Origin of the sequence: Solibacillus sp. FSL K6-1781, assembly GCF_038630735.1 — a bacterium.
Classification (GTDB): domain Bacteria; phylum Bacillota; class Bacilli; order Bacillales_A; family Planococcaceae; genus Solibacillus; species Solibacillus silvestris.
In genome coordinates this window covers 1,614,892-1,638,166 of the sequence record NZ_CP152038.1, presented here as the reverse complement: position 1 = coordinate 1,638,166, position 23,275 = coordinate 1,614,892, and the positions used below count along the sequence as shown (strand labels likewise).

20 protein-coding genes are annotated in these 23,275 nt (G+C 39.1%); 10 read left to right on the top strand and 10 right to left on the bottom strand.

What is annotated here, in order from left to right; all coding sequences use genetic code 11:
* Window positions 1-336 precede the first annotated feature (336 nt).
* The 3 genes from abc-f to MHH37_RS07980 all read left to right on the top strand — a co-directional run bounded on the left by abc-f (window position 337) and on the right by MHH37_RS07980 (window position 4,101).
* Window positions 337-1,785 carry an ABC-F type ribosomal protection protein gene (abc-f, locus tag MHH37_RS07990; protein WP_342575777.1) on the top strand — a complete coding sequence of 483 codons (1,449 nt, stop codon included), beginning with the start codon at window positions 337-339 and terminating at the stop codon, window positions 1,783-1,785.
* 124 nt (window positions 1,786-1,909) lie between these two features.
* Window positions 1,910-2,956 carry an LLM class flavin-dependent oxidoreductase gene (locus tag MHH37_RS07985; protein ID WP_342575775.1) on the top strand — a complete coding sequence of 349 codons (1,047 nt, stop codon included), beginning with the start codon at window positions 1,910-1,912 and terminating at the stop codon, window positions 2,954-2,956.
* 206 nt (window positions 2,957-3,162) lie between these two features.
* Window positions 3,163-4,101 carry a bile acid:sodium symporter family protein gene (locus MHH37_RS07980; RefSeq protein ID WP_342575773.1) on the top strand — a complete coding sequence of 313 codons (939 nt, stop codon included), beginning with the start codon at window positions 3,163-3,165 and terminating at the stop codon, window positions 4,099-4,101.
* A 76-nt stretch (window positions 4,102-4,177) separates the two neighbouring features.
* On the opposite strand, the gene MHH37_RS07975 is transcribed toward MHH37_RS07980, so the two are convergent.
* From MHH37_RS07975 to MHH37_RS07945, 7 genes are all read right to left on the bottom strand, one after another.
* Entirely contained in the window at window positions 4,178-4,687 is a 510-nt protein-coding gene (locus tag MHH37_RS07975) for a GNAT family N-acetyltransferase (protein ID WP_342575772.1), read from the bottom strand.
* Window positions 4,687-5,232: a GNAT family N-acetyltransferase gene (locus MHH37_RS07970; RefSeq protein ID WP_342575769.1), complete on the bottom strand. Its 546-nt coding sequence runs from the start codon at window positions 5,230-5,232 to the stop codon at window positions 4,687-4,689. Before MHH37_RS07970 ends, MHH37_RS07975 begins: the two co-directional genes overlap by 1 nt.
* Window positions 5,233-5,519: 287 nt before the next feature.
* The gene (locus MHH37_RS07965) at window positions 5,520-7,748 is read right to left on the bottom strand and encodes an S-layer homology domain-containing protein (protein WP_342575768.1); all 2,229 of its coding nucleotides are present in this window, start codon (window positions 7,746-7,748) and stop codon (window positions 5,520-5,522) included.
* Window positions 7,749-8,037: 289 nt separating this feature from the next.
* The gene (locus MHH37_RS07960; RefSeq protein WP_342575766.1) at window positions 8,038-8,721 is read right to left on the bottom strand and encodes an ABC transporter permease; all 684 of its coding nucleotides are present in this window, start codon (window positions 8,719-8,721) and stop codon (window positions 8,038-8,040) included.
* Window positions 8,718-9,617 (bottom strand): osmoprotectant ABC transporter substrate-binding protein, encoded by a 900-nt coding sequence (locus MHH37_RS07955; protein ID WP_342575765.1) that lies wholly within the window; start codon window positions 9,615-9,617, stop codon window positions 8,718-8,720. Before MHH37_RS07955 ends, MHH37_RS07960 begins: the two co-directional genes overlap by 4 nt.
* A complete protein-coding gene (locus MHH37_RS07950) occupies window positions 9,614-10,261 on the bottom strand; it encodes an ABC transporter permease (RefSeq protein ID WP_008406526.1) in 648 nt (215 codons plus the stop codon). The genes MHH37_RS07955 and MHH37_RS07950 overlap by 4 nt, the downstream gene beginning before the upstream one ends.
* Window positions 10,258-11,397: a betaine/proline/choline family ABC transporter ATP-binding protein gene (locus tag MHH37_RS07945; RefSeq protein ID WP_008406525.1), complete on the bottom strand. Its 1,140-nt coding sequence runs from the start codon at window positions 11,395-11,397 to the stop codon at window positions 10,258-10,260. Before MHH37_RS07945 ends, MHH37_RS07950 begins: the two co-directional genes overlap by 4 nt.
* A 434-nt stretch (window positions 11,398-11,831) precedes the next feature.
* Here MHH37_RS07945 and MHH37_RS07940 point away from each other — a divergent pair, with 434 nt between their 5' ends.
* The 7 genes from MHH37_RS07940 to MHH37_RS07910 all read left to right on the top strand — a co-directional run bounded on the left by MHH37_RS07940 (window position 11,832) and on the right by MHH37_RS07910 (window position 18,342).
* A complete protein-coding gene (locus MHH37_RS07940; protein ID WP_008406524.1) occupies window positions 11,832-12,605 on the top strand; it encodes an ABC transporter ATP-binding protein in 774 nt (257 codons plus the stop codon).
* A gap of 15 nt (window positions 12,606-12,620) precedes the next feature.
* A complete protein-coding gene (locus MHH37_RS07935; RefSeq protein WP_342575764.1) occupies window positions 12,621-13,613 on the top strand; it encodes an aliphatic sulfonate ABC transporter substrate-binding protein in 993 nt (330 codons plus the stop codon).
* A gap of 18 nt (window positions 13,614-13,631) precedes the next feature.
* On the top strand, window positions 13,632-14,453 hold the full coding sequence (locus MHH37_RS07930; RefSeq protein WP_342575763.1) for an ABC transporter permease: 822 nt from the start codon (window positions 13,632-13,634) through the stop codon (window positions 14,451-14,453).
* On the top strand, window positions 14,454-15,266 hold the full coding sequence (locus tag MHH37_RS07925) for an ABC transporter permease (RefSeq protein WP_014824172.1): 813 nt from the start codon (window positions 14,454-14,456) through the stop codon (window positions 15,264-15,266).
* A gap of 14 nt (window positions 15,267-15,280) precedes the next feature.
* Window positions 15,281-16,636 (top strand): LLM class flavin-dependent oxidoreductase, encoded by a 1,356-nt coding sequence (locus MHH37_RS07920; protein ID WP_342575762.1) that lies wholly within the window; start codon window positions 15,281-15,283, stop codon window positions 16,634-16,636.
* Window positions 16,637-17,152: 516 nt separating this feature from the next.
* Window positions 17,153-17,455 carry a transposase gene (locus MHH37_RS07915; RefSeq protein ID WP_014822792.1) on the top strand — a complete coding sequence of 101 codons (303 nt, stop codon included), beginning with the start codon at window positions 17,153-17,155 and terminating at the stop codon, window positions 17,453-17,455.
* Complete coding sequence (locus MHH37_RS07910; RefSeq protein WP_342574813.1) at window positions 17,452-18,342, top strand: IS3 family transposase; 891 nt, start codon at window positions 17,452-17,454, stop codon at window positions 18,340-18,342. Before MHH37_RS07915 ends, MHH37_RS07910 begins: the two co-directional genes overlap by 4 nt.
* A gap of 273 nt (window positions 18,343-18,615) precedes the next feature.
* Here MHH37_RS07910 and MHH37_RS07905 read toward each other — a convergent pair whose 3' ends face one another.
* The 3 genes from MHH37_RS07905 to MHH37_RS07895 all read right to left on the bottom strand — a co-directional run bounded on the left by MHH37_RS07905 (window position 18,616) and on the right by MHH37_RS07895 (window position 23,158).
* Complete coding sequence (locus MHH37_RS07905; protein ID WP_342575761.1) at window positions 18,616-20,043, bottom strand: aldehyde dehydrogenase family protein; 1,428 nt, start codon at window positions 20,041-20,043, stop codon at window positions 18,616-18,618.
* A gap of 132 nt (window positions 20,044-20,175) precedes the next feature.
* The gene (locus tag MHH37_RS07900) at window positions 20,176-22,014 is read right to left on the bottom strand and encodes a hypothetical protein (protein WP_342575759.1); all 1,839 of its coding nucleotides are present in this window, start codon (window positions 22,012-22,014) and stop codon (window positions 20,176-20,178) included.
* A gap of 166 nt (window positions 22,015-22,180) precedes the next feature.
* A complete protein-coding gene (locus MHH37_RS07895; RefSeq protein WP_342575758.1) occupies window positions 22,181-23,158 on the bottom strand; it encodes an NADPH:quinone reductase in 978 nt (325 codons plus the stop codon).
* Between the last annotated feature and the right edge of the window lie 117 nt (window positions 23,159-23,275).

The window sequence follows — 23,275 nt, the reverse complement described above, 5'->3', positions numbered from 1 at the left end:
TGATGTCATTAATTTATGAGAAGGAGGGATTTTTCTATGTTTTCAATTCGTTTACGCTAAGCTGGCAATAAAAAAGCAAACCCATTAGTGATGGGCTTTTTTGTCATGCTTGTAAACGATGAAATCATAGGGATTCCTCTTTAAACGGGAGATTTCTATATTTTTTCGCAGCAGGCATACATATGTCTGCTTTTTTATTGCGTTTTAGACTCATTTTACAAAATGGAGGGCTAAAACTATGCAGATGCTACTATTCTTTTAATACGGGCGGATTACACAAACCGCTCGTATCGATAAGCTATCGGTACGAAATTTTATATTTCGGAGGTAGCAATAATGGAAAACATAAGCTTTGAACTGAAAAATATACACGTACAATTTTTAGATAAGGATATACTTACAATCCCGCAGCTGGCCATTTATCAATTTGACCGCATTGGGATTGTCGGTAAAAACGGTGCCGGTAAAAGTACTTTATTAAAATTATTAACCGGTCAGCTCATTCCACAACAAGGGAATGTAAAAGAACATGTTGATTATTATTATTTTGAACAAACATCCCCTGCTGTTACACAACACAATATTGACATCGCCATTCTTCATAAATTAAAGGCAGTCGATCCACATAGCGGTGGTGAACTGACGAGGCTGAAATTATCACAGGCATTCAGTCATTACTATGAGGCATTGATTTTCGATGAACCGACCACGCACTTAGATCAAGAAGGCATCCGATTTTTGCAAGATCAACTACGCGATTATTACGGAGCTGTCGTCTTAGTCAGCCATGATCGGAACCTGCTGGATAGCGTCGTCACGACAATCTGGGAAGTAAATGATGGCCAAGTTTCGGTTTATAGCGGAAATTATTCCGATTATTCCGCGCAAAAGGAACGGGAAAAACACGAGCAAGCTGCTGCCCATGAAAAATACGTTCGCGAAAAGGCCCACTTGGAAAAGGCAGTTGCCGAAAAATTGAAAAAGGCCGAAAAAATTACCGAGGCAAAGAAGCTTTCAAAAAAAGAAACGAAGGCTAAAGCGAATCGAATGTTTGAAACAAAATCCAAAGGAACAAGCCAAAAAGCGGCTTATCGCTCGGCAAAGGCGATGGAAAAACGAATCGAACAGCTTCCTTTTGTCGAGAAAGTAAAAGAAGATGTTCCACTTCATTTCAAACAATCGAAAGCATTGGAACTTCATAATAAAGTGCCGCTCATGATGCAAGATTTCACTTTGTCGATCCGTGAGAAAATACTGATTGATCAATGTCAGCTTCAAGTTCGTTTACAGGATAAAATCGCTCTAACCGGTCCGAACGGCAGTGGGAAATCAACGTTGCTGCAGGCGATGATCGAAAAGCATCCCCATATCGATCTCTCACCGAAAGTCAAAATCGGCCATTTTTCTCAGCTTGCATATCAAAACTTGCCGGATGAGACGATTTGGAGTTTTATAAAAACACGAAGCGAATATAGCGATGCATTTATTCGTACTGTTTTACATCAGATGCAGTTTGACCAGAGTGATTTACAAAAACGAATTACTGTTTTAAGCGGAGGCGAACGCATTCGTTTACTTTTAAGTGAGCTGTTTTTAGGTCAATATAATATTCTCCTGCTCGATGAACCGACCAACTTCCTTGATATGGCGACAAAAGAGGCATTGGTAAACTTTATCCGAGCATATGACGGCACTATTCTTTTTGTCTCCCATGATGACTACTTTGTGAAACAAGTAGCTATAAGAATTATAGAGATAAAAGATAGTGCCTTAATTGAAATCTGACTTTACTTGTTATGTTTCGAATTGAACAATCCTTTCATTTCCAATCAATGTGCACTAAAATGATTTCATATGGTAATCATAGTAAGAAAAGGTAACGAGCTATTTATTATTTGGAGGTCATCACATGGAAATAGGTATTTCAACATTTGCAGAAACAACACCGGACGCTTTAACAGGCAAAACAGTAAGTCATGCCGAACGACTGCGCCAAATCGTCGAAGAAATTAAGCTGGCGGATGCGGTAGGACTTGATGTCTATGGTGTCGGGGAACATCACCGGGAGGACTATGCCGCATCGGTTCCTTCTGTCGTGCTCGCTGCAGCTGCAATGCAAACAAAACAAATTCGACTGACGAGCGCTGTAACGGTACTCTCGTCGGATGATCCGGTACGTGTGTTCCAGCAATTCGCGACACTTGACGGACTATCGAACGGACGCGCCGAAATTATGGCTGGCCGCGGTTCATTTATTGAATCGTTCCCGCTGTTCGGCAACAACTTGAACGACTACGATGCGCTTTTTGAAGAAAAACTCGATCTATTATTAAATCTTCAGGAAAATGAGATTGTGACATCAACCGGCCATTTCCGTCCATCTATTCAAGATCGCGGTATCTACCCGCGCCCCGTTCAGGAAAAATTACCGATTTGGGTAGCGAGCGGCGGTACACCACAATCCGCAATTCGAGCGGCTACATTGGGCTTGCCGCTAACATTGGCGATTATTGGTGGTAGTCCCCTGTATTTCGCGCGCATCGTTCAACTGTATTATGATGTGGCGAAAAAAGCAGGCCATGACATTTCGAAGCTGCGTGTCGCTTCCCATTCGCATGGTTTTATTGCGGATACAACAGAACTTGCTGTTGAGCAGTTTTTCCCGTCCACAGCAGCAGCGATGACGAAACTTGGCCGTGAGCGTGGATGGGCTCCTTATACACGTGAAGCATTTGATGATGCTCGCAGCTTGGAAGGCGCTCTTTATGTAGGAGATGTTGACATGGTTGCAAAGAAAATCATCTACCTTTACGAACATGTCGGCATTTCAAGATTTTTCCTGCACGTGCCAGTCGGTTCCATGCCGCATGACCAAGTAATGCATGCCATCGAACTTTTAGGCACAAAAGTTGCGCCAATCGTACGTGAGGAAGTCGCACGATTGAAAAATAGGTAAGAATGTTAGTTAATGGGCTGTGCAGAAAAATACTGCACAGCTCATTTTTTTATGAAGTTTGCGTTTACCCCTTTTTTTTACAAAGCTTTCTGACTATATTAACTAGAATAATAACTAAATTGCTTAAAATTCTGAATATTATTTCAATTGTAAATTTGATATATTACAATGACATGAATTCAATAGAAAGCTGAGGTTACATCATCATGGGAGTTTTACAGAAGATAGGTAAGTTTGCAGGAAATACATTTGCGATTTGGGTACTCGTTGCAGCTGGTTTAGCGATTTGGCTGCCTGAATATTTCACTTGGATTGGTAGTTACATCACCATATTATTAGGGATTGTCATGTTTGGTATGGGGATGACATTGAAACTAGATGATTTTAAATTGATTCTTCAACATCCGAAAGGCGTGATTATCGGGATTGTTTCCCAATTTGTAGTTATGCCGCTATTGGCATTCGCGTTAGCAAAAATTTTCAATTTACCACCTGAAATTGCAGTTGGTGTTATTTTAGTAGGTTGTTGTCCAGGAGGTACTTCATCAAATGTTATGACTCTCCTGGCAAAAGGAAATACAGCATTATCTGTTACGATTACATCATGTACGACATTATTGGCACCGTTTGTGACACCTGCGCTAATTTATTTATTAGCAAGCGAATGGTTACCGGTTTCATTTATGGCCATGTTTATGTCGGTAATCAAAGTTGTATTAATTCCAATTGTTTTAGGAATCGTTGCTCAGTTCTTATTTAGACCAATTGTGGAGAAAAGCATCGATATACTTCCAACTGTATCCGTTATTGCGATTGTCATGATCGTTGCAGCCGTAGTAAGCGGAAGCCGGGATAAAATTTTAGAAACAGGATTAATCATTTTTGCCATTGTAATTTTACATAATGGGTTAGGTTACTTAATAGGGTTCTTAGTAGCGAAATTATTCAAATTGCAATACGATGATCAAAAAGCGATTTCGATTGAAGTTGGGATGCAAAATTCGGGATTAGGTGCCCAATTAGCTATGGCACACTTCGATCCCGTATCAGCGGTTCCGAGTGCAATCTTCAGTTTCTGGCACAATATTTCCGGACCGATCCTTGCTACGTATTGGGGTTCAAGAGCGAATAAGAAGGTCAAATAGATATTACACAAAAAGTGGTACGAAGTTGTTGATTCGTACCACTTTTTATTTCGATATATGTATGTATTAGAGAGCATTATTCATTCAATTCTAACTTATATTGTACTAACTTAACTTCTTTACCTATATATAATTCAGTTCCTTCACGGCTTTCTTCAGTAAATCCAACCTTCTCAATCATTTTTCTGAAACGATGATTTGTTTCATAGGTTTTTCCGTAAAATGTAGTGACTCCGAATTGTTCATTCGCATAATTCAGCAATTTTTTAATCATCTGAGTACCAATACCATTATTCCAAAGAGTACTATCTCCAATAGCAATACCTATTTCTGCACTATTATTTTTAAATTCTGCTAAATCGGCATAACCGATAAGTCTATTTTTATATTCAATTCCAAGACGGATCATATCTTTTTGTTGATTGGTTACACAACGTTCCCACCATTTAAATAATTCCAGATGATCTCTATTTTTCTGCCATCCATTTGCTTCACAAAAACGATCATCCCTACTCCAATCAACGACAGCATTAAAATCTTCTAATTTTAACTTTCTTAAGTAAATTTCATTTCGATTAATATCCATTATTCATCTCCATTATTTTGCCGATTATACTTCGATAGCATAATTACATCGAAAGCCTCGTTATTTTGGTACATATACTTTCTTAAAATTCCTTCCTTTTCAAAACCCTGTTTCATCAGTAATTGACTGGAGCCTATATTTTCCACAAAAACGATGGCACCGATTCGTGTTAACTCCATCTCCTGGAATCCATGGTCAACGATTTTAGCTACTGCTTCCGATGCATAACCATTCCGCCAAAAGTCTGGATAAATTTCATACCCTACTTCTGCACGCCGATGCGTTTTTGACCATGAGTTAAAGCCAATTGTACCGATTAAACCCGGAACGCCCTTCTTTTCAATTCCCCAGCGCATCCCTTTTCTAGATTGAAAATTAATAGTAAATGCCTCGATTAACTTCTCTGCCTGCTCTATTTTTTTAAATGTGTTCAATCCGTAATATTTTGTTACCTCTTCGTTTGAAAAAATCGAATAAATATCTTCCGCATCGGAAGGGAGAATTTCTCTTAACACGAGTCGTTTAGTTTCTAATTTTGGAAACATAGTACTGCTCCTTTCGTAACACTATAATTTTAAGCAGTTTGCATGAATTGCCCCATTAATCTGACTTTCGAATTGACAGTTCCACCAAGGTATTTTCTGACTTCCTCATTTGTATAGAGTGCTTTTATGTATATGTATTTTTGCAAAGGTTGTATCGTACACCTGTCTCAAGTATCTTCTTTTCTTTTACCTAAGTAATGATCTCTATATTTAAATATGAAAACCCTTGCCGTTTAAATGGCAAGGGATATTTCATTTAATCAATGTGTTCAATACAAAACCTGCCATTAATAATTTTCAATCTGATATTCATTCATTTTATGAGCTAAACGAATCGTCACTTGAGCTAATTGTGCATACGTGACTTCACTAGTTGGTTTTAGCTGATTATTTTCGGCTTCAAGTAATCCCATTGCATATGCTAATGCCACGTGACCACGTACTTTCTTATCCACTAGTGCGGCATCACTGTAATTCAATTCATATATATCGCTAAGTTGTGCAGGTTTGTTTAACTTCAGTGTACCAATTACCCATTTTGCCAGCTCTTGATTTGTAAGGGCTGTTTTAGGATTGAATGTTTTAGTAGTTGCATCTAGCATCCCCATTTTTAAGGCACGTGTGACAAATGCATATATAGCATCATCTGGTGTAATATCCGTAAATGATTCATCCGCCATTTCAAACTCATCGAATCTAGAGCTGTAATACATGTAAGTCACTGATTTCAGTAAAACTTTTAACGCTTCCTCTTTCGTAATCGGAGCATCCGGGTTAAACTTGTCATTTACTTCCAAAATACCTGCATGAATTAAATAATTTAATTCTTCAGCGGCTTTTGGATGCTCGATTTTAGGCTTGTCCGAACTGGCCATTCCATAAACATCTAACCATTCTCCTGTTTTGGCATCAATGGCAGCAGACGAACCTTCTTTGAAGACTGGTTGATACGCTAAGCTATAATGCTGTTCATTACCCACTTTTGGATGATTCACATATTGCAGCTTCAGTTTCAACTCATCTTGCAACATTTTTGTTGCTTCCTGTTCTGAAATAATATCAGTTGCTGCCGGCCACTCCAATTCGCCGTAATCGCTTACATATAAGCTTACTAAATCACCTGTTTTAGCATCGACATTTACGGAGATATTGTCTCCAGCTACTGTTAATCCGTTCACGATACGCGGGAACGTAAAGTAATAACTGTCATTATAACTCTCATGGAAGCCCTCATTCTCCGGTATTGCATACTTATGAGCAGATGAAGGTACCCAATCTTTTACATGGGCAATCGCTTTATCCAACGCCTGTTTTTGTGATAATTTTACTTCTGTATCGTTTTCATCCTCTTCTACCTCGAGGTTACTTTTTATATCACTATAATGAATAAATTCCCCTGTTGCTTTATCAATTGTTAGTACAGTTCCTGTTCCACCATTACGATAGTTATACATATATTGAATGTTGAATACTTCTTTACCAGTTTCCGTTGTTGTTTCATCAACTGCTCCAATTTCTAGTTGAACACCTTTAATATCTGTTGCCAGCAATTTTTCTGCCATTGCTCGCGCCTGCTCCGCTGTCATGTTCGGCTGTTTTGCCGCTAATGGCGCCGATACAATTGGTGTAAGTGATTTAGCTGATAAAGTTGAAGAGAGCCCGTCCATAGTTAACCAATCTCCTGTTTGCGCATGGACACCTGAAATAACTTGGCTATTCGGTTCATAAACAAGCTTTACTTTATGATCCCCTGTTGTGTAATCCGGAACAATTGAATATGACAACTGTGCTTTTAAAGCATCTTGCAAGCGGTCGGCAATAGATGATTCATTTTGTTTTTTAGATGGATCATCATACGTAAAATTATTTTTTGGAGGTGTTGTTCTATAAAATGATGATACTGTGCCATCCCCTAACACACGGATATTAATCGTTTGATCTGAAATGGGAATACCCGAATTTTTCTTTTCATACATAAATGAGTATTCAACAGGCTGTGTTAAAATTGAGGGTGAGTAAAAATCGTGTGCGTTTGGCACAAGCTCATACCCCTCGCCTTTATTGAACCTTTCCATAAATTTATCCGCTACTTTTTGTGCTTCTTCTTTTGAATATTTTGCCGGGAACAATATATCCTTTGTGTTTACTGGTTGATAATAGAATTGTTCTAACTCCAACGTTTCTCCAACAAAAATAAAGCTTCCATGAACATATTGGTTATCAATTCGCTTAGAGAAATAAAGTTCGTAGCTTACCGTCGTGTCTGTTGGACGTGAATAACCTGTACCCGTTTGGAAATCTTTTTCAGTTACATTTTTGAACTCATTCGGAAATAATTCTCGGAAACGCTTCATTAAATCCTCTTTTGTTACCGTTGTATTCGTTTGTGCCACTTGAATCGGCAATGACTCCATTCGATCATTCCCTACTGTTGAAGCACTTGCAATTGGTGCTAATAAACCAACAGACAGCGCTGTTGCAGTTAACATTGCACCCGCCTTTTTAAATGTTACCACTCTTCATCCCCCTATCTCTTTTTTGTAAAACATATGTTTACACTTATATATTACGAATTACACTTACAATAAGTTTCATAATTGTTAAACTTTAACTAAATATTACAAATCTCCTAATCCTATCAACCATATATCTAACCGTTTTATTAATAACATAAAAAATCAAGCCCTCCCTCTTCCCTCTTTTTAAAAATATTACCAGTTGTTATAACAGTTATCGCAAAATATTCCCAAAAGAATAAAAAACCCCTATTTTGAAAAATAGGAGTTTTTAAAAATTTTTATTATTCTAAGCTGCGACTTTTAATTTTTTTCGTTTTGTTGGATCAAGTCGTTTCTCCAGCCATAACAGTAGTACATCTGCCAAAATTGCCATTAATGCGGTTGGAAGTGCTCCCGCTAAAATAATAGCAGTACCACTCGTAGCATTTGTTCCGCGAATGATTATATCACCAAGACCGCCAGCTCCAATAAACGCACCAATAGCGACAATACCGATTGCCACGACAAGGGCAATGCGAATACCAGTTATAATAACAGAGAGGCTTAAAGGCAGCTCCACCATATACAGAATTTGTAGCTTGGTCATTCCCATACCGCGCCCTGCATCAGTTAAGCTACGATCAATATTCCGAATACCGACAAATGTATTTTTAACAATCGGCAAAAGAGAATAAAAGAATACGGTCACAATAACCGTCGTTTTTCCAAGACCTAAAACGAGCATAATCATTGCCATTAATGCGAGCGCTGGGATCGTTTGAATAATATTGGCGAGTGTAATGACAGGACCTGAAAACTTCGGAAATTTCGAGATCCAAATCCCTATTGGTATACCTACAATAGAAGCGAGTAAAACACCATACACAGATAACTGAAAATGGGCAAAAAATTGTGAAAATACATAAGAACCATTTTCCCTCATATAAAAGAAAAATTGTTCAACTACCGATAGCTGTGTCATATCCGTCATGGTGTATCATCTCCTGAAAAGTATTCATTTTCTTTTAAAAATTCCTCAGCAACAACGGCCGGTTCAATTAAGTTATTGTCAGCCAGAAAATTTAGCCGTTGCATTTCTTCTGTAGAAATTTTTCCGACCAGTCGCTGAAGTGCCTGTTTCACTTCCGGCTTTTTCTCCAGAAGTTCCGTGTCTGCAAATGGGGACGCATCATACGGTGGGAAAAATTGCAGATCATCTTCTAAAACGACTAAATCATAAGAAGCGATACGTCCATCGGTTGTATAGCCCAGCACAACATCTACTTCGTTTTGTGAAACAGCATTATAAACAAGCCCGATTTGCATCGGGAAAACTCGGCCGAAATCAAACCCGTAAGTTTCTACGAAGCCTTCATAACCATCACCTTCACGATTCATCCATGATGTATCAACACCCACTTGTAAATCAGGAGCTATGTCCTTCAAATCACTGATCGTCTCTAATCCATATTTTTTGGCTGTTTCCTGTGTCACCATAAAAGCATACGTATTATTAAAACCGTATGAATCGAAAAACGTCATTTGAAACTCATCCTGGAATAATCGTTGAACCGCTGCCAAAGCTTTTTGCGGATCGCTTATCGGATCTTGGTTTAGCGTCCCTGTTAAATCCGTCCCGGTATAGCGCACAGCTGAAAGATTTGCATCGCCATTCAGCATCGCCTGATGAAGTACAACGGATGACCCTAAATTATTTATTAGTTCCACTTCTTCGTCGGTGTAATATTCAAGCATTCCTTTCACAATATAAGCGATAATCTGACTCTCGGTTGTTACAGCTGATCCAATACGGATTTTATCATTCGCTTCATTGCTACAAGCGCTTAGTAAAGTTGCAACCAGTAATATTACTAACAATTTTTTCATGATGTTCGACCTCCTTGCATACGAAGCCCTTTTGGAATCATGAAGCGTTCAAAACGGCTTAACAAAAAGTCCACGAGCAGGGCTAAGGCAGTTACTAATAATGCCCCTCCTACAATGAGCTCTGTTTTATATAAATTTAGTCCATTAAAAATAAAATCTCCTAATCCGCCAGCACCAATATATGATGCCAATGTTGCCCATGAAATAACATATACTGCAGATAATCGGATGCCCGACATAATAATTGGCATGGCAAGCGGTAATTCAACCATTCGCATCGATTGCAACGGGGTCATGCCCATTGCTGTACCTGCCGCTTTAATATTTTGATTAACAGATCGCATCCCAATAAACGTATTGTTTAATATTGGCAGTAAAGAATAGATGCATAACGCAAAAATTGCCGGCACTTTGCCGACACCTAAAAAAGGAATCATAATCGCTAACAGAGCAAGGGACGGTACTGTTTGCAGGACACTTGTAACTGTTAGAACGATTTTTGCGACTGTCTTCGTTTTCGACAACATTATGCCTAAAGGAACGGCAATGATCACTCCTAATAATAGAGCGCTAAAAGATATGTAGAAGTGCTCCCATGTTTTAAGTAAAATATCGGCACTATTTTCCGTGAAAAAGCTCATCATACATCCATCAGCTCCTGTTCCTCTTCTCCCCAAATCGTATCGTAAACAATATCTACGATGTTCGCTCGAGTAATGAGACCCATAAGATGTTGCTGATCATCAACAACCGGAATATTGTTCAAATTAAGATTTAAAATACGACGAACCGTATCCTGAAGTTTGGAACCCGTCTTCATGAAAATGACATCCCGATTATAAACTTCTGAAACACTTTTTTTCGTGCGCGCATTCCCTGTTAAACTTTCGACTGTTAAAAAACCGAGTAATCGATTTTGTCCATCTGTAACAAACAACGTATCCACGCGTGATTTAACCATTAAGCGGATTGCCTCATCCAAGCTGCGTTCAACGGTAATTGAAACTGGTTTAATCATTACTTCGTCCACCGTTTTTATATTTGGTTTTTGCTGGATTAAACGATGCGAACCGATGAATTCTTTTACAAAGTCATTGGCCGGACTCGCTAAAATATTGTCAGGGGTATCAAACTGCACAAGTTTCCCTTCATGCATGATAGCGATGCGATCAGCAAGCTTAATCGCCTCATCCATATCATGCGTAACAAAAATAATCGTTTTATCAAGCGTCTTTTGAAGCTCTTTAATTAAATCTTGTAATGTATCGCGGGTAATCGGATCAAGTGCACCGAACGGCTCGTCCATTAGGATAATGTCCTGTTCAGCTGCAAGAGCACGAATTACACCGATACGCTGCTGCTGCCCGCCCGAAAGCTGGGATGGATAATAGTCTAAATACGCTTCCGGTAAATTGACTAACGATAAAAGGTATTTGGCCGTTTCATCGCGTTTTTCTTTCGACCATTGAAGTAGCCGCGGGACAAGCGTAATATTTTCACGGATTGTCATATGCGGCATTAAACCAATTTGTTGAATGACATAGCCGATACTTCTCCTAAGAGTGACTGGATTCAGCTTCGTGATTTCTTTTCCATTTATTGAAATCATTCCGCTTGTAGGCTCTACCATGCGATTTAGCATACGAAGGGCTGTCGTTTTACCACTCCCGCTTGTACCAATAAATGCGATAAACTCTCCTTTTTTAATATCAAGTGTTAAGTTATCAACGGCCACTTTCCCGCCACGGTATACCTTCCGTAAGTTTTCGATATGTAACATACAGCTCATTCCTTCTTCTTATGTATTGTTGTATTTCTCAGTTTATTTGAGGAATACTTCTATTCCTTACCCTTTATTTCAAAAAACGTAACAAGAATGACATTATTTTTTCAATATTGCATTATTATTTATTTAATTGTAATAATGGGACTGTTTATTAATTGAAAATAATTTGCTTGAAAACATTAAAAGCATTATGAAAAAACAGATATTATATAAATTAATTGCATTTATTAGAAAAATAAGTATTTAAATTCTTTTATCCAATGGATAAAAGAATTATTTTCGAAATTGTTTGACAATGAAGCTAACATTATTTATTATGTATATAAGTTTACTAGGTATTGAAGCTGACTAGATAACTAGAGGCACATAATGGGGTATTTATACGCCAATTATGTGCCTCTTTTTTATTGACAAGGAGGAAAATATTGATGGAACATGCGTTAACTATTCAATCGTTAAACAAAATTTTCTCAACGCAAACCGAAGAAGTAATTGCATTAAAAGATGTGAATCTGCAAATTGAGCAAGGTGAATTCATAACAGTTATTGGACCAAGCGGATGTGGCAAAAGTACCTTGCTTAAAATAATCGCAGGTCTAGATACGACTTATGAAGGCATAGTTGAACTGGACAGACATCCTATTAAAGGACCCAGTCTGGAGAAAGGATTTATTTTTCAGGAGCCGCGCCTATTTCCATGGCTAACGGTCGAGAAAAATATCGCCGGTGATCAGTCCCTTAAAAATCCTTCTGTTCGTAAAAAGGTAGATGAACTGATCCAGCTTGTGAAACTAGAAGGATTTGAAACTGCCTATCCGAAACAGCTTTCAGGCGGCATGGCACAGCGTGTGTCCATTGCACGTGCACTGTTAAGAAATCCAAAGGTGTTGCTGCTGGATGAACCATTTGGTGCGCTTGATGCTTTCACACGTTCGCATATGCAGGAAGTATTGCTCGATATTTGGACGAAAAACAAAACAACGATGATTTTTGTAACACATGATTTGGATGAAGCTGTTTTCCTTGGACAACGGGTTGTCATTATGAATCCGCGACCGGGACATATTAAAGCGGTGTTGCCTATTGAACTTACATTCCCGAGAAAACGGTCTTCGCTGTCTTTCCAGGAAATGCGTCGCAAAGTACTGAATGAATTTGAAAGAGTTGAAGATGAGTCCTACACAGTTGGTGCAGGTATATAAAAGGAGCGAAATTATATGAGAAACCAGTTATACACATTTTTATTATTAGCTTTAACTTTCCTATTGGCAGCGTGTGCAAGTGAGGAAACAAAATCCTCCAAAGCATCCTCAAATAGTAATGATCTAGTCGTTCGAATCGGGATCCAAGGGAGTGGCGGCTTGTTCGGTAAAGCTAAGGAAGATCGATTATTTGAAGAGGCTTTTGAATCACATGGGGCAATGGTGGAATGGGTGGAATTCCAAAGCGGCCCTCCGATGACTGAAGCAATTGCCTCGAACAAATTGGATATTGCAGGACTTGGCAACATGCCTGTCATTACAGCACAAGCTGCCAATATCCCTTTTAAGATAATTTCTCAAACATTGGAAGGCAAGAAAAATGTAGGTGTTATTGTCCAGTCATCCAGCGGCATTACTACTTTGGAAGAGCTGAAAGGAAAAAAAATAGCTGTCGGTAAAGGAACAAATGCCTATGATTTTATTTTGCGAAGCTTTGATAAATTAAACATCAATCCAGATGAAGTAGAACTGATCAACTTAAATCCCGATGAAGCACAGGCTGCCTTCGATTCAGGGGGTGTCGATGCCTGGGCGATTTGGGAGCCTTACTTAACAATTAATACGCTGTCTGAAAAAGGAACAATTATTGCAGACGGAGAATCAGTCGGTCTTCTCTCCCCTTCATATACGATTGCACGGTCAAAATTTACTGAAGAACACCCCGAACTTGTTGTGACGTATTTAAAAACATTAAATGAGCTTTTGGCATGGGAAACTGCAAACGAAACCGAAGCCGTGGAGCGTTATGCGAAAGAACGTAATCTACCAGTTGCGTTAATGGAGCAAACAAGACAACGCTCAAAAAGCATAAATATTTTAGTAGAGGATGCAATTATTCAGGAACACCAAAAAACGGCAGATTTTCAATATAAACAGGGGACAATTCGTCAAAAAATCGATGTTTCCGAAGTATTCGACAATCGCTTTTATAAGGAAGCCGTTAAATAATTTTGAGGAGGCGTTGTCATGGTCACACTTAATAAAACTCTACCCAAAGACAGGAAAAAGATCGCATTTTCAGCAAAGAGCAGGCAGCTACTACTGGGTGCGCTGCTTCCTGTAAGTTTACTGTTTCTTTGGGAATGGGCTGGCCGAAGTGGATATTTAAATCCCCTTCTACTCCCTGCCCCTTCAGCTATTTGGAATGAATTCATTTTTTTACTGCAGCAACAGCATTTGCTCGGACATTTGCAAGTATCGGTTATACGTGCACTGACAGGTCTGGCTATTGGCGGGTCTCTCGGTTTGGTGCTGGGCCTGATTATTGGATTTTCCTATAAAAGCCAACGTGCATTTGACCCAACAATTCAAATGATTCGCATGCTTCCCCATCTAGCAATTGCCCCACTATTCATCTTATGGTTCGGGTTTGGGGAAACATCGAAACTATTGTTAATTGCAAAAGGCGCTTTTTTCCCTCTGTATATTAATACATTTTTAGGAATTCGTTCAGCAGACAGCAAGTTATTCGAAGTAGCACGAGTTTTGCAGTTTAATAACATGCAGCTTGTTTTAAAACTGATTATCCCGTCCGCGCTTCCCCATATTTTACTAGGACTACGCCTGTCTGTTGGGGTTTCATGGCTAGGGTTGGTAGTCGCTGAAATGATGGGCTCAACAGAGGGAATTGGATTCTTAATAAATGATGCGCGTTCTATGTCCATTATAACGACAGTATTTGTAGGAATTATCATCTTTGCATTACTCGGAAAGTTCTCGGATTTTCTTGTGCTCACAGTGGAGAAAAAATTATTAAACTGGCAGAGCACTTTTGAAGGAGGGAAATAAATGACACTAGTCTCAAAGGAAACGCTGGAAGTAAAACGTAGATGGCCATTGCAGAAAGTTCAGCACATCATTTATCCGCTTTATTTTCCTGTTTCAATCTTAGTGCTTTGGCAATTGGCAGGTACATTTGGTCTCGTAGAAGAACATATTTTACCGACACCACTTAAAATTGCATCGACATTTTGGATTTTATTGGCCAATGGGGAATTGCCTGTTCATTTTCTTGCTAGTGGGCAGCGTGTAATTTTCGGCTTTTTGTTAGGTGCCCTTACCGCGATCATTTTAGGTATTGCGACCGGCTTCAGTAAAATTGCACAGCAATTGATAGACCCGTCCCTTCAAATGTTACGGACTGTGCCGCTATTATCGCTCATACCGCTTTTTATCCTATGGTTTGGCGTTGGTGAGTTTGGCAAAGTGCTGATGATCGCACTTGGCGCATTTTTCCCGGTTTACGTCAATATTTTTCTTGGCATTCGTCTTGTTGACCAAAAACTTTATGAAGTGACCGGTATTTTACAATATTCTTTTAAGGAAAAATTAACAAAGCTTATTTTTCCTTCAGCAATGCCCAACCTTTTACTTGGTCTTCGTCTGGCAATGGGAACGTCTTGGCTTGTGCTCGTTGTCAGCGAAATGATGGGCGCAAGTGCTGGAATTGGCTATATGATTCAGGATGCCCGTGCTTATTCGCAAACAGATATTGTGTTTGTCGGGCTCATTTTATTTATTATTCTTGGCAAATTCACGGATTCGCTCGTCGGTTCAATTGAAAAACGCGCCTTAAAATGGCGTGACACATACAAAGGTTAAGGGGGAATTTTAATATGAGTAAAAGAGAAGGAAAATTAAGTTTAGGTGCATTTATTTATTACAGTGGTCATCATAGTGAAAGTTGGCGGCATCCATCCGGATCAGGCCACAACCCTTTTGATATCGATTACTTCATAGAAGTCGCAAAAACTGCCGAACGCGGTAAATTCGATATGATGTTTCTGGCGGATTACCTACACGTTTCAGGTGCTGAGCAGACGGCATCCGGTATGCTTGATCCTGTTACCCTATTATCAGCAATAGCCGTTCATACAAAAAAATTAGGACTAACAGCAACTAGTTCTACAACATACAACGAACCGTTTCATTTAGCAAGACGCTATGCAACACTAGACCATATTAGTCACGGGCGGGCTGCATGGAATATTGTAACATCACAGCATGACACCGAAGCACAGAATTTTGGTAAAGAAAAGCATCCTGAGCACGGGCTACGCTACAAGATGGCTGAAGAATATGTAGACCTAGCACGTAATCTATGGGATAGCTGGGATGACAATGCGCTCATTAATGACAAGGAAAATCGTAAATTTATAAAGCCAGGTTCCGTAAAGGAAATTAATTATAAAGGCGAATGGTATGCATCGCGTGGCCCTTTAAATGTACCCCGTCCACCGCAAGGCTATCCGGTACTCGTTGTAGCAGGCGGTTCGGAAGCCGGTATTGCCTTCGCGGCAAAAACCGGTGAAGTGGTCTTTACTGCAAGTCAATCACTGGAAAATTCAAAAGCATTTTATAAGAAGCTCCATTCGAAATTGGCTGAAGAAAACCGTCATCCACGCAGCATCAAGATCATGCCTGGTATTTCACCAATTATTGCCGAAACAGAAGAAGCTGCTTGGGCAAAATATGAAGAGCTCAATCAATTAATTTCGGATGATGAAGCTTTGAAAACCGTTTCCGCTTTTTTAGGTATTGATTTATCCGACTATCCGGCAACTGGTCCCCTTCCTGAGTTGCCGGACTTAGCTGCACAATCAAATGCGATGAAGAGCCGCATCCAGTTATTTATAGACTCCGCACGTGAAGCGAATCTTTCCATTGCCCAACTTGGCCGTAAAATGCACGGAGCGCGAGGCCATCTGGAATTTATCGGCACACCTGCACAGCTGGCAGATTTACTGGAGCTTTGGTTTAATGAATATGCTTGCGATGGGTTTAATATTATGCCACCTGTTCTTCCGGACCACCTAACCACTTTTGTGGATTTAGTAATTCCCGAGCTGCAAAAACGCGGTCTTTTCCGCAAAGAGTACGAAGGTGATACGCTGCGCGAGCATCTAGGTTTGGTCCGGCCGGAGAGAAACCATTTTAAAAAGAATAAAGAACAGGTGAGTTTACAAATTTAATGCTAACTATGAATTTTCAAAAAAAATTTCCCTATTCTCATGATAATTAATTAATTTCTATAAAAATTTTCTTAGCAATCTCCTGTGAGTTCATTCTCTCCGGGGGATTTTTTTATTAAACTCAGGCATTAGGGAAACAAATATGGGCATAGTAATTAAGTTAAAATTTCAGAAAAAACCTACTTTACGTTTGAAATTAAACAAAGGAAATCGAGGTAATCATTGTAGGGACAAGGGAAACGAGCAGATATTGCCCGCGCAATAATTTTCTAAATTTTCAGTTACTTGTGGATAACTTGAATATTAGTTGATTCTTTTCGGGGGTGTCGGGTACCGCTTTTCTAATAAACTCTTAAATCTGCTAATATTTTTTTATATGTTCTAATAAAATCCCGAAGTTCTAATATATTTCATGTTTCTTCTAATAAGAGTGGCAACTTTGAGGTTAGTATAAAAAATGGACACGTCTTAAGAGACACTTTAAGATTAAGATATCTAAAAAAGGACGTGGAACCGATGAAAGAAAAACAAACTCGTAAGCGATTAGACGCACAAACAAAAGAATACATTTTAAAGTCTGTTTTAGAAGATGGCGCAAAAGTTTCAGATCTGGCATTTAAGTTTGAAATTGGGTCTTCAACTATCCATAAATGGATTAAAGATTATCGTGAATCGAAAAATCAGGATGTCACACGTTACTTTACTTCTAGCGAAGTAGATAAGTTGCAGGCAGCGTTTGATAAGAAGTTACGGGATTTGGAAGAAGAGAATGAAATTCTAAAAAAGGCTATGCACATCTTCGCGAAAAACCCCGAGTGATTTATGCATTCATTGAAAAGCATAAAAACGACTTTGGCATTGCGATGATGTGTAAAGTATTGATGGTTTCAAAAAGCGGTTATTATGATTGGCGTAAAAAACAGATACAGTCCTTATCGGAAAAAGAAGTACGTGATACAGAAATTGCCCATCAGATTCATCGATCGTATGCGAGGAGTTTTGGTACATACGGTAGCCCTCGAATTGCGCAAGACTTAGCGAGTTTAGGTTATGTCTGTTCGCAAAAGAAAATTGCGAATATGATGCGAAACCTTGGGTTAAGTGCCATAATCCCGAAAACTGTTCAACGAACAACGGATTCCAATCACCATCAATTTATTTATCCGAATCTAGTCAAACGTCAATTTCAAGTAAAAGATAAAAATAAAGTATGGGTCGCAGATATAACTTATATCCGAACACTGGAGGGGTGGGTGTATCTTGCGTCAATCATGGATTTATATTCTCGTAAAATCGTCGGCTGGGCCATCGCAGATCATATGGAAGAAACATTAGTAGATCAAGCCTTGAAGCATGCTTTAGCAGTTCGAAAACCCGAAAAAGGATTAGTTCATCATTCAGATCGAGGCGCACAATATTGTGCCACAAGCTATACAAGAACTTTAAAAGAACATGGGATTAAAATTAGCATGAGTCGTAAAGGAAATCCCTATGACAATGCGTGTATTGAATCTTTCCACGCCACAATCAAAAAAGAATGGATCTATCGTCACCGTTTCGAATCCAAAATAGAAGCAAGAAAGAGCGTGGAGTCATATATCGTAAACTTTTACAATGAACGACGACGCCATTCAACAATCGGTTATTTATCACCAAACCAATTTGAGAGAAATCAACAGGAGCCCGTTTGTCAAAATGCCTCATAAAGTTCTCTTACAGGGTTTTCATCCCTCCATGCCCAGGTCTGGGCATGGAGGGATGAAAAGCAGAGCAACCGAAGGGCGGTAGCAAAAAAAAGTCTCTTAACGTTTGTCCGAAATATTGACGGAAGACCAACTTTTCTAATATCCCACTGAGATTTTCAAATAACCGATACACTTCTTCTAATAAACTCTTCAACTGTTCTAATAAAATCCTAGCGTTTATCCAAAAGCACAAAAAAAGCTGCCCAAGTCACTGATACTTGGACAGCTTCACGATTATAACGGCATTCCCATAATCGCTTTTGGCTCAAGAAATTCCTCGATTCCATAATCGCCCCATTCACGGCCAATACCAGAATGTTTGAATCCGCCAAATGGTGCCGATCGATCCGTTTCACTATTATTAATCCGGATTTGTCCCGCTCGGATTGATAAAGCGACTTTCTTCAGTTCTTCTTTATCATTTCCGAATACATAACCGGCAAGACCATAAATCGTATCGTTGGCAATATCAATTGCTTCGTCTAAATCTTTATAAGTGATAACCGACATAACCGGACCAAAAATTTCCTCTTGTGCAATTGTCATATCATTTTTCACATTTGTGAAAACGGTTATTTGGGAGAAGAATCCTTTATCAATTCCATCAGGTCTGCCAGGGCCGCCGATTACAATTTTTGCGCCTTCTTCTTCACCTTTTTTAATATAGGACTGAACTGTTTCCCATTGGTCTTTTGAAACTTGCGGACCCATAAATGTGTTTTTGTCCTTTGGATCCCCAACTGGGAATTCTGTTACTAATTCTTTCATTGCCTCTATGAACTTATCATGCATTTCTTCCGGTACAATCATGCGTGTAGCAGCGGAACATACTTGCCCTGTATTCATAGCAATTTGAGCCAATGCTGTTTTTGCTGCTTCTTTTACATCCGCATCTTCTAAAATAACGAAAGGCGATTTGCCTCCAAGTTCCAAGGAGATATTTTTAATACCTTCTGCAGCATTTTTCATTAAACCGCTGCCTACTTCTCCAGATCCTGTAAACGATACAATATCCACATCCGGATGAGAACTGATTGCCTCACCTACTGTTGAACCCGAACCATTGACAAGATTAAATACGCCTTTTGGAACACCGGCTTTATCCAAAATTTCCGCCAGAATTACTGCTGCAAATGGTGTTTGGGAAGCAGGTTTCACAACCATCGTACAACCTGCTGCCAATGCACTGGCAAGCTTAGTGGAAATCTGATTTGTAGGGAAATTCCACGGTGTGATCAGACCTGCTACACCAATCGGTTCTTTTTGAATATAGGATTTCTCTCGTTCTTCCGTAAACTTAAAGGTTTTTAACTGTTCTGCCGCCTGTTTAAAGTGTGAAAGCCCCATCTTATAGTGGATTTCCTCCGACTTTGTAATAGGCGCACCTAGTTCAGCGGTCATTATATTTACTAAATCGTCTTTACGTTTTTCATATTCCTCAGCAATTGCCTCTAAAAGCTTTATACGATCGTTCACTGACATTTTAGAAAATGCAGGGAACGCCTCCTTTGCTGCTTGGACCGCTCGATTCACATCTTCTTCAGTTCCACTGCTAATCTTCCCAACTACTTCTTCTGTCGCCGGATTAATAACTTCAATAGTATCTGTTCCAGTAGAATTAACCCATTCCCCATTGATGTACTGTTTTGTATGATTTAGCATAATCAAACTCCTTTATAAATCGACTTATAAAAAATATTCCCTTTGTGCTTGTCTGTAAACATTTGAAATTCACCTTAGAACACAAAAAATTCGAAGCCTGTAATAGCACTTCGAATTTTTAAAAAGCGTTATCTATTCATTTATTGAAAGCAATTGCTTAGCGATTTCTTTCACATCCGCATCTTTGGATTCTTTTGCATAACGTCCAACAAGCTGTTCGATTTCCGTACCTCGCCAATACGCACGATCGAATGAGTGCAATGTCAGAATCGCCATGTACTGCAGATGGTCGTCAGTAGTTTTTAGCGCTTGCCCAATGAAATTCAGACCAACACCATTATACTGATCCAATTCTTCAATAAGAGATAAAACAACAACTTTCTGATCGTTCGTCAGTTCATTGAAATCTCCAAATGACTCCGTAATTCCTATTAGCCGTTCGATAATTTTCGGATCTTTTACAGCAAATAATGAATAATAATATTGTACGTTTTCCGGATTATTCTTCAATTTTTGGAATACGCTGTCCGTAATATCCGCTTTATAAAATTGGGCTACTGCTAACGCCTCATCTTCATCGTCTTGGTCATTTTGCAGAATTTCCATCGCTTGCGGCAACCATATAGGATTCCGGGAAATTTCTTCAATATTTTCTTCAACCGCGCGCTTTTCATGCGGTTTCCAGTTAGAAGAAAAGCGGTCTTCCCATGTTTCCTCATCATATTGCAAGTATTCATGAATTTGTGTCAAAATGTAAAACTGGTTGAAGGTACGGCAATGTGTTTTCGCATGGTGCGTATAGCGCATCAGTACTTGACCCGCGTATTCATACTCGTCCAATCTTTGGTACGCCCCTTCATATAGTAGAGCTAATATTATCGCCCCTGCACCGTCAAATATTTTCCCGGAAATAATTTTTTCATGCAGTTCAATATCAAGTTTACCTTTTTCAGCACACATTAATGCTGAGGCATTTCCCGGTACGGTATTTTTTAGACCTTCCAGTAATATCCACTGGCGAATTTCTTCATTTGAAGCATCCAGGAAATTCAATGCTTCGAGTTTACCCCAGTCCGAAACATTTTTCGCAATATACCACACCGTCTCATTACTGTTTGTTGTACCATTAGTCAATGCATATAACGCAACGCCGGTGAATTCTTCATGCAATGCAATTACTTTCAAGCGTTCCTTATACTCTTCACATTTCACAGTACCCAGAACAAGCAGTGCAAATTTAACGACTTCACGATGTGCCGCATGTTCCAGAAGCCAAATTGCCTCTTCTTTCACACGATTTTCATCCTTTTCCGCTTCATAAAACAGTTCCAGAAATTCATGGAAGTAGCTGATAACCTTTTCATCTTTAATTTTTTCGTAAGTTGCTTTCCGTGTCTGGTCGTTTGGATTCGCGGCCTGTTCCAAAAATAACTTTATCAGCTTTTTCGTATAAAATGGCGTTACGGCTTCCTGATGAAGCTGGTCTGCAAACCCCGGTGCAAATTTCGGATGGTGTTCATCATATAAAAACTCGTCATCCGGCAAATCTTTTGTTATAAGCTGCTGGTGCTGTTGAAATTGTTCTTCTAAAAAAGGAACAATGTACTCCTTATTTGTCCAAGGTAAAAAATGAAGTTTCAAAGCCTCATGCATCAGCTGTTTTCCATCCACTTTTACTGTTACATTCAATTTAACAAAACCGCCTATTTTCACATATACTTTATGTGTTTTACCGCTGTTTGATTGGAATGTTCCTTTCAGCGTTGAATATGGTACAATATGCGACCAGATTGATTTCCGTACATTCTTTGCAATAATTTGTCCATCTACTTTTAATATTTCTTCCATCATGCCATTCATTACTTCTATTTGATGACCTTCAAAATCGAGGACCCAATGCTTTTCCACTTCTTTCGCAACATCGCTTTTGACATTGCGCATTTCCCGCTTAAATTCTTCTTTAAATCCCATTTGTTTGCTACCTTTTCCTCTCGTTCTATACAACTATCATAACAATCTTTGATAACTTTTTGTTAAATAGTTGTAAACTAACAAAATAGTAACATAAGTATTCAAATTATTTATGAGTATTGTTAGATAAAAAAAGGACTAGTATATTTACTAGTCCAAAAATCCATTATTGAGTTTTTACAACTACTTTCCCGTTATGTTCACCCTTGATTACGGCATCAAATGCCTTGCCAGCCTGTTCTAACGGATAACTGTAACCAACAACAGGTTTGAGCTGTTCTGATTCAAGAAGCTTTGCCACACCATGAATCAGTTCCTGATGTTCTTCTGCCGACACATTAAATAGCACCATGCCCCGTACATCACATTCTTTTTGCATAATTAGACGAGGATTAATCTCGATTTCTCCACGGTTTCCGACAATAACGATTACGCCGTGCTTAGCAATTATCTGCAAATCGGTCTGCAGATTTTCGTTAGCCAGAAATTCAATAATAACATCTGGGCCTTTGCCGTCATTGGCTTCCAAAACTGCATTCATTGTTTCTTCTTTAATATGATCCAGCACGACATCCGCGCCGGCTTCTTTTACAAGCTGTTTCCCGGAATCACGGCTTGCTGTTCCAATCACTTTTGCACCTAAAGCTTTTGCGATTTGAACAGCCTGTAAACCTACAGCGCCACTAGCTCCGTGAATGAAAACCGTTTGCCCTGACTGCACGTTTGCTCTTTCAACTACTGCTCTGTATGCAGTCAATGCCGGAACTCCTAATGCTGCTCCTTGTTCAAACGAAATATGCTGTGGAATCGGATGAACAAAGCGGCCTTCACAAACAATCTGTTGTGCTAATGTACCCGTCGCCTTACCATTCGGCAAGCTCGCGATAAATACTCGGTCCCCTACTTTTACGTTTGTCACGTGCTCGCCGATCTTTTTCACAATCCCAGCACCGTCTAGGCCTGGCGTATACGGAAGATTCGGTTTTATCGCATATGTACCTGTAGAAGTATAAACATCACTTGGATTCACACCTGCTGCATAAAGGTTTATCAGTACTTCATTTTCAGCTGGCGTATGCAATTCGGCCTGCTCTACAACTAAATTTTCTGAAGTACCAAATTGATTGATTCGTATCGTTTTCACTAACTTCACCCCATTATCTATATTGTATTAAGAATATTAGAAAAATTATCATTTGTATAGAGATAACTTCGCTTAAAAACATATGTAATTTCTTTAAAATTGTAATATTTCAATTGT